Source organism: Paenarthrobacter sp. TE3676 (genome assembly GCF_056279165.1).
Window position 1 is genome coordinate 487,760 of sequence record NZ_JBWBQU010000003.1, and the last position, 12,379, is coordinate 500,138.

8 protein-coding genes are annotated in these 12,379 nt (G+C 61.2%); 6 read left to right on the forward strand and 2 right to left on the reverse strand.

Annotation, left to right across the window (positions count from 1 at the left end):
* Nucleotides 1–281: 281 nt before the first annotated feature.
* Both rplJ and rplL read left to right on the forward strand, forming a co-directional pair.
* Nucleotides 282–875 (forward strand): 50S ribosomal protein L10, encoded by a 594-nt coding sequence (gene rplJ / locus ACZ881_RS09850; RefSeq protein WP_011775605.1) that lies wholly within the window; start codon nt 282–284, stop codon nt 873–875.
* Between the two features lie 76 nt (nt 876–951).
* Nucleotides 952–1,329 (forward strand): 50S ribosomal protein L7/L12, encoded by a 378-nt coding sequence (rplL, locus tag ACZ881_RS09855; RefSeq protein WP_011775604.1) that lies wholly within the window; start codon nt 952–954, stop codon nt 1,327–1,329.
* Nucleotides 1,330–1,462: 133 nt separating this feature from the next.
* Here the strand turns inward: rplL and ACZ881_RS09860 are convergent, their stop codons facing one another.
* Together ACZ881_RS09860 and ACZ881_RS09865 are read right to left on the reverse strand one after the other, a co-directional pair.
* Nucleotides 1,463–1,957 carry an aminoacyl-tRNA deacylase gene (locus ACZ881_RS09860; RefSeq protein ID WP_476114723.1) on the reverse strand — a complete coding sequence of 165 codons (495 nt, stop codon included), beginning with the start codon at nt 1,955–1,957 and terminating at the stop codon, nt 1,463–1,465.
* Nucleotides 1,957–3,156 (reverse strand): acetyl-CoA C-acetyltransferase, encoded by a 1,200-nt coding sequence (locus tag ACZ881_RS09865; RefSeq protein ID WP_091469003.1) that lies wholly within the window; start codon nt 3,154–3,156, stop codon nt 1,957–1,959. Before ACZ881_RS09865 ends, ACZ881_RS09860 begins: the two co-directional genes overlap by 1 nt.
* Nucleotides 3,157–3,572: 416 nt before the next feature.
* Between ACZ881_RS09865 and rpoB the strand changes: the two genes are divergently transcribed.
* The 4 genes from rpoB to rpsG all read left to right on the forward strand — a co-directional run bounded on the left by rpoB (nt 3,573) and on the right by rpsG (nt 12,359).
* Nucleotides 3,573–7,079, forward strand: coding sequence for a DNA-directed RNA polymerase subunit beta (gene rpoB, locus ACZ881_RS09870; RefSeq protein ID WP_476114727.1), 3,507 nt, complete (start codon nt 3,573–3,575; stop codon nt 7,077–7,079).
* Nucleotides 7,080–7,181: 102 nt separating this feature from the next.
* Nucleotides 7,182–11,081, forward strand: a complete 3,900-nt coding sequence (locus tag ACZ881_RS09875; protein ID WP_011775600.1) for a DNA-directed RNA polymerase subunit beta' — start codon at nt 7,182–7,184, stop codon at nt 11,079–11,081.
* 431 nt (nt 11,082–11,512) lie between these two features.
* Nucleotides 11,513–11,887 carry a 30S ribosomal protein S12 gene (gene rpsL, locus ACZ881_RS09880; RefSeq protein ID WP_009358312.1) on the forward strand — a complete coding sequence of 125 codons (375 nt, stop codon included), beginning with the start codon at nt 11,513–11,515 and terminating at the stop codon, nt 11,885–11,887.
* Between the two features lies 1 nt (nt 11,888).
* Nucleotides 11,889–12,359 (forward strand): 30S ribosomal protein S7, encoded by a 471-nt coding sequence (rpsG, locus tag ACZ881_RS09885; protein ID WP_003803829.1) that lies wholly within the window; start codon nt 11,889–11,891, stop codon nt 12,357–12,359.
* The last annotated feature ends 20 nt before the right edge of the window (nt 12,360–12,379 follow it).

Below are 12,379 nucleotides of genomic sequence, written 5' to 3' on the forward strand. Positions count from 1 at the left end.
GCCGAACACTCTCCCGTAACCTTGAAGTACCAAAGACCGTCGGTTGATGGGAATCCACTCTTTCGAGCAAAGCTCAATTCTGTAGCTGTGCCCTTGAGGTAAAAGTGAATTCCTTGACGAAGGACCCTGAACATAGGGCGGCCGGCGCAGGTGAACGAAGCAAGTCTCCACGGATCAAACTGTGTTGAGCCAAGCCCCGTGCATCTGCGCGGGGCGTTTTTAGTTTTAGCTCTCGTGAGCGGGGACCCGGAAGACCGGCTTTATTCCCCGGAAGGAGGGTTATGACAACGCCTAGCAAGATCTCAGCAGTTGCAGAGATCACCAACGATTTCAAGGAATCGAACGCGGCTGTCCTGACCGAATACCGCGGGCTCACTGTTGCACAGCTCAAGGAACTGCGTGTTGCGCTCGGCCAGGACACCAAGTTCTCGGTCGTCAAGAACACCCTGAGTGCCATTGCAGCCAAGGAAGCTGGAGTTGAAGCATTCAACGATCAGCTCGCCGGCCCTACTGCAATCGCCTTCATCAAGGGTGACGCTGTTGCTGCTGCCAAGAGCCTGACGGACTTTGCCAAGGCCAACAAGCAGCTGGTTATCAAGACCGGCGTCTTCGAAGGCAAGGCATTGGACGCAGCAGGAGTTGCCGCACTGGCAGCCCTCGAGTCCCGCGAGCTGCAGCTTGCACGTGTTGCTGGTGTCCTCAAGGCTCCCGCATCCGCTGCTGCACGCATCATCGACGCCCTGCGCCTCAAGCTTGAAGAAGAGGGCGGCGCATCTGCACCGGCCGCTGAAGAAGCCCCGGCCGCTGAAGAGGCTGCTGCTGAAGAGGTTGCGGCTCCGGCCGAAGCCGCTGAAGCTGCAACCGAAGAGAACTAAGTTCTCCCCTCAATCAAACTCTGGTGCATGGACAGGCTTAGCCCGGATCTGCACCAACTAATGGAAGGACGCCACCATGGCGAAGCTCAGCAACGAAGAGCTCATTGAAGCTTTCAAGGAACTGACCATCATCGAGCTCTCCGAGTTCGTCAAGCTCTTCGAAGAGACCTTCGAAGTTACGGCTGCTGCTGTTGCAGTTGCTGGCCCCGCTGCCGGCGGTGCTGCTGAAGCTGCTGAAGAGAAGACCGAATTCGACGTCGTTCTCGAAGCTGCTGGCGACAAGAAGATCGCAGTGATCAAGGAAGTTCGCGCCATCACCTCCCTCGGCCTCAAGGAAGCCAAGGACCTGGTTGACAGCGCACCGAAGGCTGTTCTCGAAGGCGCCACCAAGGAAGCTGCCGAGAAGGCAAAGGCTCAGCTCGAAGAAGCTGGCGCAACGGTTACCCTCAAGTAACTCGTCTTGCTTGTGGAAGCCCCGTCCGGTTCGCCGGGCGGGGCTTCCTGCGTTAAATGCACCAAGGATTCGGGCACCCAAGTAGGTAGCAGTTAAGCGCGTTTTGGGCTCTCAAAACGCGCTCAGCTGCGACTTAGTTGGGTTCGCTGATGTCCGCTACTACCGCGCCCAGTGCTGCGGTGAGTGCGTCCGCGTCCACGAAAGCACTCCGGCCATGCGCCCCGGCACCCATCGAGATGCGTCGCCCGGCTATGGTGGCGTCGGCATACACAGGCCACGGTGTGGTGCTGCCCAGCGGAGTGATGGTTCCACGCTCGTAGCCGGTGGCGGCCAAGGCGACGTCGGCGTGGGGGAGCGAGAGCTTATTGACGCCTACCAAGGCTCGCAGCTTGGGCCAGGAGATCTGGCGGTCCCCGGGAATGAGTGCGAAGAGGAAACTGCCGTCGCGGTGTTTGACCACCAACGACTTCACAATGTCCGCGGGCCTGATGCCCAGGATGTCGGCAGCTTCTTCCAAACTGCGGGCAGCTGGACGCTCGACGACGTCGACGTCCAGACCGCGCGCGGCGGCGTCTGACAGGAATCGTTCGGCACCCTCCATCCCGGGCACAGGCACTGCGTCAGTCATCAGTCGCGGTAAAGGAGGAGGGCTTCACCCTGGCCTCCGCCTCCGCACAAGGAGACAGCCGCTTTTCCGGTCCCCCTGCGCTTGAGCTCGTGTGCGGCATGCAGCGCGAGCCGTGCCCCGGATGCCCCGATGGGATGGCCCAAGGCAATGGCGCCGCCATGGATGTTGCACTTCTCCAAGGGATAGCGGAGGTCCTTGAGGGACTGGACGGCCACGGAACCGAAAGCCTCATTGATTTCGATGAAGTCCAGGTCCTCTGCCGTCCAACCGGCGCGCTTCAATGCCTGGGCTATGGCGTTCGAAGGCTGTGAATGGAGCGAGTTGTCAGGTCCTGCAACCTGCCCGGGCTTGCCCACCACAGCCAGGTAGTCCAGCCCGTTGTCCTTGGCGAAGCGGCGACTGGTCAGTACCAGTGCGGAGGCGCCGTCGGACAGGGGAGAGGAGTTGCCGGCCGTGATGGTGCCGTCGGTGGCGAATGCAGCCTTGAGCGGTGCCAGCGTCTCCACTGTGGTGTTGGGGCGGATGCCTTCATCCGTGGTGAGCACCAGGGGATCGCCCTTGCGCTGCTTGACGCTTACCGGAGCGATTTCGACGTCGAAGGTTCCGGCCGCGATGGCGGCGGCAGCCCGTTGGTGCGAAGCTGCCGCAACTTCATCCTGGGCCTTGCGATCGATGCCGAGCGTGACGTTCTTCGTTTCCGTGGACAAGCCCATGGACTGTCCGTCGAAAGCATCGGTGAGGCCGTCATGGGCGGCGACGTCCAGCGCCTGGATGGCTCCGTACGTCCACCCTTGCCGGGATCCCGGGAGGAGGTGTGGCGCCCGGGTCATGGATTCCTGGCCTCCGGCAACTACCACTGTGGCGTCGCCGCTGCGGATCATGCGTGCTGCATCAATGACGGCTGTGAGGCCCGATAGGCACACCTTGTTGATGGTGACGGCTGGGATGTTCCAGCCGACACCTGCGGCGATTGCGCTCTGCCGGGCCGGATTCTGGCCTGCACCGGCCTGAAGAACCTGGCCCATGATGACAGCGTCCACCTGCTCGGCTTTGACGCCGCTGGCCGCCAGCGCGGCGGTTATGGCATGAGCGCCGAGGTCGACGGCGGTGAAGCCCGCCAATTGCCCGTTGAGCCGACCCTGTGGTGTGCGGGAAGCAGCAAGGATGACAACGTCATTGTCGTCAGCGGAGTTGGTCATGGTCTCTCTTCCGATCCGGGAGTGGTGTAGCAAGGCTATCGCGGAGCGCGCGCCAGCCAATCTCTTCAACAATTGTGCCGTTCCCCCCATTCCTTGTCGGCTTCCCCAAGCACGTGCCCGGGCATTGGTGCCTGCAGCAACCGTGCTTGCAATCACGGCCGATCTGGGGTAGACAGAAAGGCTGCTTTGCCGTATCGTAGATATTTGCGTCTTCCCTGTTAACCTTCAGCCTTCATATAGCGGTGGGCTTTACCTCTCAGCTGCGTCATTGACGTGCCGTTCCGAAACGTGCACTGTCATAAGCGGACTGGGTCCGGGTCATATAGCGGAACCGGAACAAGTATCCTGCGGAGCACTCTGCAGGATGCAAACGGGGGAGATCTGAAAACGCCTGAAGGTCTGTGGAAGGATCCCTCTTGGTCGCCTCGAGCACCTCTAATAACGAAACCGCTAACACGGCAAGCACCGATGGTGCCACCCGCCGCCTCTCATTCGCAAAGATTCACGAACCACTTGATGTTCCGAATCTTCTCGCCCTGCAGACAGACAGCTTTGACTGGCTGGTCGGAAACGAACGCTGGCAGGCGCGGGTAGCGAAGGCTGTCGAGGAGGGCGACCTCAGCGTCGCCACCACCTCCGGACTTGCCGACATCTTCGAAGAGATCTCCCCCATCGAGGACTTCCAGGGCACTATGTCCCTGAGCTTCTCCGAGCCGGAGTTCGCTGACCCGAAGTACACCATGGCCGAATGTAAAGACCGTGACGCCACCTACTCGGCCCCGCTGTACGTCAAGGCCGAGTTCATGAACAACAACACGGGCGAAATCAAGCAGCAGACCGTGTTCATGGGCGACTTCCCCCTCATGACTGAAAAGGGAACGTTCGTCGTCAACGGCACCGAGCGTGTCGTTGTCTCCCAGCTGGTCCGTTCGCCGGGCGCCTACTTTGAGCGCACCGCTGACAAGACCAGTGACAAGGACATCTTCACTGCGAAGATCATCCCGTCGCGTGGCGCATGGTTCGAACTCGAAATCGACAAGCGCGATCAGGTCGGCGTTCGCCTCGACCGCAAGCGCAAGCAGTCGGTCACGGTTCTCCTGAAGGCCCTTGGCTGGACCGAAGGCCAGATCCTGGAAGAGTTCGGCCAGTACGACTCCATGCGTGCAACGCTGGAGAAGGACGCCACCGAGACCCGCGAAGACGCGCTTCTGGACATCTACCGCAAGCTGCGTCCAGGCGAGCCGCCCACAGTTGAGGCTGCCCAGTCCCTGCTGGACAACCTGTACTTCAACGCCAAGCGCTACGATCTTGCCAAGGTTGGCCGTTACAAGATCAACCGCAAGCTCGGCATCGACCGCTCCCTTGGCGACAAGGAAGCATCGGTCCTGCACGTTGAAGACATCGTTGCCATGATCAAGTTCCTCGTTGCGCTTCACGCCGGCGAGAAGACCCTCATGGGCAAGCGCGACGGCGAAGACCACGAGCTTCGCGTCGACGTCGATGACATCGACCACTTCGGCAACCGTCGCATCCGCGCCGTTGGAGAACTGATCGAGAACCAGGTCCGCACCGGCCTCTCCCGCATGGAACGCGTCGTCCGCGAACGCATGACCACGCAGGACGTCGAGGCCATCACGCCGCAGACACTGATCAACATCCGTCCCGTCGTGGCAGCCATCAAGGAGTTCTTCGGAACTTCCCAGCTGTCGCAGTTCATGGACCAGAACAACCCGCTCTCGGGTCTGACCCACAAGCGCCGCTTGTCCGCGCTTGGCCCGGGTGGTCTGTCCCGTGACCGTGCAGGCATGGAAGTTCGAGACGTTCACCCGTCCCACTACGGACGTATGTGCCCCATCGAAACTCCTGAAGGCCCGAACATTGGTCTGATTGGTTCGTTGGCATCCTACGGACGCATCAACCCGTTCGGCTTCATCGAGACGCCGTACCGCCTGGTTTCCGATGGCGTCGTGTCCGACGAAGTCCAGTACCTGACGGCCGACGACGAAGCCGAGGTCCTGATCGCACAGGCCAACGCTCCGCTGGATGCTGACAAGAAGTTCTCGGAAGAGACCGTTCTTGTCCGTGCCCGTGGTGGTGGAGGCGAACCTGTTCTGGTTCCCGCTGCCGACGTTCAGTTCATGGACGTTTCCCCGCGCCAGATGGTGTCCGTGGCAACCGCCCTGATCCCGTTCCTTGAGCATGACGATGCCAACCGTGCACTCATGGGTGCCAACATGCAGCGCCAGGCCGTGCCGCTGGTCCGTTCCGAGGCTCCTTTCGTGGGCACCGGCATGGAGCGCGCAGCAGCCGTCGACGCCGGTGACGTTGTCATCGCGAAGAAGGCAGGTGTGGTCACCGAGGTTTCCGCCGAGCTGGTTGTCATGATCAACGACGACGGTACCGAGACCAACTACCGCATCAACAAGTTCGCCCGTTCCAACCAGGGCAACTGCTACAACCACCGCGTATTGGTCAGCGAAGGCCAGCGCCTGGAAGTTGGCGGCATCATCGCTGATGGTCCCGCAACGGACCAGGGCGAGCTCGCCCTTGGTAAGAACCTGCTCGTGGCATTCATGTCATGGGAAGGCCATAACTTCGAGGACGCCATCATCCTCTCCCAGCGCATTGTTGCTGAGGATGTACTTTCCTCCATCCACATCGAGGAACACGAAATTGACGCCCGCGACACCAAGCTTGGTGCCGAGGAAATCACTCGTGATATCCCCAACGTGTCCGAGGAAGTCCTTGCAGGCCTGGACGAGCGTGGCATCATCCACATCGGTGCAGAGGTTGAAGCCGGCGACATCCTGGTCGGAAAGGTCACCCCTAAGGGTGAAACCGAGCTGACTCCGGAAGAGCGCCTTCTCCGCGCGATCTTCGGTGAGAAGTCCCGCGAAGTCCGCGACACCTCCCTGAAGGTGCCCCACGGCGAGTCCGGTACGGTCATCGGCGTGCGCGTCTTCGACCGCGACAACGACGACGAACTGCCCCCGGGCGTGAACCAGCTGGTCCGCGTCTACGTTGCAGCCAAGCGCAAGATCACCGACGGCGACAAGCTCGCCGGCCGTCACGGCAACAAGGGTGTCATCTCCAAGATCCTTCCGATCGAGGACATGCCCTTCCTTGCAGACGGTACCCCGGTGGACATCGTCCTGAACCCGCTGGGTGTTCCGGGTCGAATGAACGTTGGCCAGGTTTTGGAAACCCACCTCGGTTGGGTTGCCAAGACCGGTTGGAAGATCGAAGGCGAGCCGGAGTGGGTCAAGAACCTCCCGAACCTGCCCCGTGAAACCGGCCAGACCACCGTTGCCACCCCGGTATTCGATGGCGCCCGCGAAGAAGAAATCACGGGCCTGCTTGACTCCACCAACGTGACCCGCGATGGCGACCGCCTGATCGACTCTTCCGGTAAGACCCGTCTGTTCGACGGCCGCTCCGGCGAGCCGTTCCCGGATCCGATCTCCGTCGGTTACATGTACATCCTGAAGCTCCACCACCTGGTGGACGACAAGATCCACGCGCGTTCCACCGGCCCGTACTCCATGATCACGCAGCAGCCGCTGGGTGGTAAGGCTCAGTTCGGTGGCCAGCGTTTCGGTGAAATGGAAGTGTGGGCGCTCGAAGCTTACGGTGCCGCTTACACCCTTCAGGAACTCCTCACGATTAAGTCGGATGACATCCATGGTCGTGTGAAGGTCTACGAAGCCATCGTCAAGGGCGAGAACATCCCTGAGCCTGGCGTTCCCGAGTCCTTCAAGGTCTTGATCAAGGAAATGCAGTCGTTGTGCCTGAACGTGGAAGTTCTTTCCACCGATGGAACCACGATCGAAATGCGTGACTCTGATGACGCAGTCTTCACGGCTGCGGAAGAACTGGGCATCGATCTGTCTCGCGCAGAGCCCAGTTCCGTAGAAGAGGTCTAGCAGCTGTTCCGGCGGGCAGCCTCACAACTGTCCGTCGGAACAACTCCCTCTTCCCGTAACCAAGACTTCAGAATTTAGAGAACAAGAGAGAACAGGGACCATATGTCCAGCGAATCCTCCTTCGGCCTCATGCAGATCGGCCTCGCCACCGCGGAAGACATCCGCGGATGGTCTTACGGTGAGGTCAAGAAGCCGGAAACCATCAACTACCGCACGCTCAAGCCCGAGAAGGACGGCCTCTTCTGCGAGAAGATCTTCGGCCCGTCCCGCGACTGGGAATGCTACTGCGGTAAGTACAAGCGCGTCCGCTTCAAGGGCATCATCTGCGAGCGTTGTGGCGTTGAAGTCACCCGCGCCAAGGTGCGTCGTGAGCGCATGGGCCACATTGAGCTGGCCGCGCCTGTAACCCACATCTGGTACTTCAAGGGCGTTCCCTCGCGCTTGGGCTACCTTTTGGACCTGGCACCGAAGGACCTTGAAAAGGTCATCTACTTCGCTGCCTACATGATCACCAGCGTTGACACCGAAAGCCGTCACGCTGAACTGCCGAACCTCCAGGTCGAGCACGACCTCGAGAAGAAGCAGATGGTGGACAACCGCGACAGCGACATCGCCACGATCGCCCGCGACCTTGAAGACGAGCTTGCCCGTCTTGAAGGCGAAGGCGCCAAGGCTGCCGACAAGAAGAAGGCCCGCGATTCTGCTGACCGCCAGATGGCGAACGTCCGCAAGCGTGCCGACGCCGACATCGAGCGCCTTGAGCAGGTTTGGGACCGCTTCAAGAACCTCAAGGTCGCTGACCTTGAAGGTGACGAAGGCCTCTACCGCGAACTGCGCGACCGTTACGGGCTGTACTTCGAAGGCTCCATGGGTGCCGAGGCCATCAAGAAGCGCCTCGAGACCTTTGACATGCAGGCTGAAGCTGAGTCACTGCGCGACACCATCCAGAACGGCAAGGGCCAGCGCAAGACGCGTGCCCTGAAGCGCCTGAAGGTTGTCAACGCGTTCCTGACCACCAACAACAGCCCGCTCGGCATGGTTCTCGACGCCGTTCCGGTGATCCCGCCGGAATTGCGCCCGATGGTCCAGTTGGACGGTGGCCGCTTCGCGACCTCCGACCTCAACGACCTCTACCGCCGTGTGATCAACCGCAACAACCGACTCAAGCGACTGCTTGACCTCGGTGCTCCGGAGATCATCGTCAACAACGAGAAGCGCATGCTTCAGGAAGCTGTTGACAGCCTGTTCGACAACGGTCGTCGTGGCCGCCCCGTTACGGGTCCGGGCAACCGTCCGCTGAAGTCCCTGAGCGACATGCTCAAGGGCAAGCAGGGTCGTTTCCGCCAGAACCTCCTCGGCAAGCGCGTTGACTACTCCGGCCGTTCGGTGATCGTCGTCGGCCCGCAGCTGAAGCTGCACCAGTGTGGTCTGCCCAAGCAGATGGCCCTGGAGCTCTTCAAGCCGTTCGTGATGAAGCGCCTGGTTGACCTCAACCACGCACAGAACATCAAGTCGGCAAAGCGTATGGTCGAGCGTTACCGTCCGCAGGTTTGGGACGTGCTGGAAGAGATCATCACCGAACACCCGGTGCTGCTCAACCGTGCACCTACCCTGCACCGCCTCGGCATCCAGGCCTTCGAACCGCAGCTTGTGGAAGGCAAGGCAATCCAGCTTCACCCGCTGGTGTGTGGCGCCTTCAACGCTGACTTCGACGGCGACCAGATGGCAGTACACCTGCCGCTGAGCCCGGAAGCCCAGGCCGAAGCCCGCATCCTGATGCTGTCCTCGAACAACATCCTGAAGCCGTCCGATGGCCGTCCGGTGACCCTTCCTTCGCAGGATATGATCATCGGCCTGTACCACCTGACCACCAAGCGCGTCGGCTCCGCCGGCGAAGGCCGCATCTTCTCCTCGGTGTCGGAAGCCATCATGGCGTACGACGCCCGTGACCTGCACCTGAACTCCCAGGTGAAGATCCGTCTGGACGACTTCGTGCCTTACGCAGGATGGGAAGCTCCGGAAGGTTGGGAGCCCGGTCAGCCGGCGCTCGTTGAAACCTCCCTGGGCCAGGTCATCTTCAACCAGACGCTGCCCGAGGATTACCCGTGGGTTGAGGCTGTTGCGGATAAGGGCGAACTGTCCCGGATCGTCAATGACCTCGCCGAGCGCTACCCGAAGGTTGTTACGGCGGCAACGCTGGATAACCTGAAGGATGCCGGTTTCTACTGGGCCACCCGTTCGGGTGTCACGGTTGCCATCTCCGACATCGAGGTGCCTACTTCCAAGCCTGCCATTCTGGCCGGTTACGAGAACATGGCTGCCAAGATCCAGGGCCAGTACGACAAGGGCCTGATCGACGACGACGAGCGTCGCCAGGAACTGATCGAAATCTGGAACAAGGCAACCAACGAAATCGCCCAGGCGATGCGTGACAGCCTGTCCCCGATGAACACCATCAACCGCATGGTGTCCTCCGGTGCACGTGGTAACTGGATGCAGGTCCGCCAGATCGCGGGTATCCGTGGTCTTGTGGCCAACCCGAAGGGTGAGATTATTCCTCGCCCGATCAAGTCCTCCTACCGCGAGGGCCTGTCGGTTCTGGAATACTTCATCGCCACGCACGGTGCCCGTAAGGGTCTGGCCGATACCGCTCTCCGTACCGCCAACTCGGGTTACCTGACCCGTCGTCTGGTGGACGTTTCGCAGGACGTCATCGTCCGCGAAGAGGACTGTGGTACCGAACGAGGTCTGGTCACCCCGATCGCCGTGCCGGATTCCAACGGTGAGCTCGTCCTGGACGAGAACGTCGAGAACAGCGCCTACGCCCGTACGCTGGCCGTCGACGTCGTCGATGCCCAGGGCAACGTCCTGGCTGCCGGGGGCACCGACTGCGGCGACGTCGTCATCGACCAGCTGCTGGCTGCAGGCATCACCGAGGTCAAGGTCCGCTCCGTGCTCACTTGTGAGTCCAAGGTCGGCACCTGTGCACTTTGCTACGGCCGTTCGCTGGCCACTGGCAAGACCGTGGACATCGGCGAGGCCGTGGGCATTATTGCCGCACAGTCCATCGGTGAGCCGGGTACCCAGCTGACGATGCGTACGTTCCACACCGGTGGTGCTGTGTCCGCCGGTGGTGGCGACGACATCACCCAGGGTCTGCCCCGTATCCAGGAGCTCTTCGAAGCCCGTACTCCGAAGGGTGTCGCACCGATTGCTGAAGCAGCCGGCCGCATCACCATCGAAGAGTCCGAGCGCCAGATGCGCTTGGTCATCACTCCGGACGATGGTTCCGAAGAGATTGCCTACCCGGTGCTGCGCCGTTCACGTCTCCTCATCGAGGATGGCGAGCACGTCAGCGTCGGCCAGAAGCTGATCAACGGTCCGGTGGACCCGAAGCAGGTTCTGCGCATCATGGGCCCCCGTGCCGCACAGAAGTTCCTTGTGGATGAGGTTCAGGGCGTTTACCGCAGCCAGGGTATTGGTATCCACGACAAGCACGTCGAGGTTATCGTCCGGCAGATGCTGCGCCGCGTGACCGTCATCGAATCCGGCGACTCCGACCTGCTCCCCGGTGAGCTTGCAGAGCGCGCCCGCTTCGAGGACGAGAACCGCCGCGTCGTGTCCGAGGGCAAGGCCCCGGCTTCGGGACGTCCGGAACTCATGGGTATCACCAAGGCTTCCTTGGCTACCGAGTCCTGGCTGTCGGCAGCTTCCTTCCAGGAAACCACCCGCGTCCTGACGCAGGCGGCCATGGAAGGTAAGAGCGATCCTCTGCTCGGCCTCAAGGAAAACGTCATCATCGGTAAGCTCATCCCGGCTGGTACGGGTCTGCCCCGCTACACAGAGGTCACTGTGGAGCCGACGGAAGAAGCGAAGGCAAGCCTGTTCACGGGCCCCAGCGCTTTCACCGACTTCTCCTATGACGCCCTGGGTGGCGACGGCGCTCCCGAGTTCCACGCCATCCCGCTGGATGACTACGACCTCGGCAACGACTTCCGCTAAACCGGCTCACGCCGTCACCGCAAAGTTGACGCTGTAAGGTCCGGCCCCGTACTCAATGAGTGCGGGGCCGGACCCGTTAACGGCGGCTTTTTGCCCGGCGAGCCGGGGGGAGCGGAGGACGACGGCGGCAGCCGGCCTGCGCCGTCGTCCTCCATACACCCGATTAAGGCGCCAGATCAAGCCGTGCTAGACTTTTGGTAATTGTTCTGTGTGGCAGTGGATGAAGGCCGCCGCAGCATCATTTTGGTTTTGTTCTCATGGTGCTGGGTGGAGCCTGTTTCCGGGTTGCGGGCAACATGCGCAACGAATGCCGCACTTTTGCACGCCTACCGGAGTTTCGGCCGGCTGCACGAGCAACGCCAAAGTTCCCACGTTTACACCGGCTGGCGCCTGTGTGTGGGGGCAGAGATCAAACAACGGAGAACACGAAAGTGCCTACGATTAACCAGCTGGTCCGCAAGGGCCGCACGCCGAAGGTCTCCAAGACCAAGGCTCCCGCGCTGAAGGGCAGCCCGATGCGCCGCGGTGTTTGCACCCGCGTTTACACCACCACCCCCAAGAAGCCGAACTCGGCTCTCCGTAAGGTGGCACGTGTGCGTCTCAACGGCGGCGTAGAAGTTACCGCCTACATCCCCGGTGTTGGCCACAACCTCCAGGAGCACTCCATCGTGCTCGTTCGTGGTGGTCGTGTTAAGGACCTTCCGGGTGTCCGCTACAAGATCGTCCGCGGCGCACTCGACACCCAGGGTGTAAAGAACCGCAAGCAGGCTCGCAGCCGTTACGGCGCAAAGATGGAGAAGAAGTAATATGCCTCGCAAGGGTCCGGCCCCGAAGCGGCCGCTAGTTTCCGATCCCGTTTACGGCTCCCCGTTGGTCACGCAGCTGATCAACAAGGTTCTTGTCGACGGCAAGAAGTCCACCGCAGAGCGCATCGTTTACGGCGCACTCGAAGGTGCACGTGCCAAGTCCGGCGGCGACCCCGTTGCCGCTCTCAAGAAGGCCATGGACAACGTCAAGCCTTCCCTCGAGGTGCGTTCACGCCGTGTTGGTGGCGCTACCTACCAGGTTCCGGTTGAGGTCAAGCCGGGTCGCTCCACCGCCCTCGCTCTGCGTTGGCTCGTGGGCTACTCCAAGGCCCGCCGTGAGAAGACCATGACCGAGCGCCTCCAGAACGAAATCCTGGATGCCTCCAATGGTCTTGGTGCCGCTGTGAAGCGTCGCGAAGACACCCACAAGATGGCCGAGTCCAACAAGGCCTTCGCACACTACCGCTGGTAAAAACTTTCCGGACGCCGCCG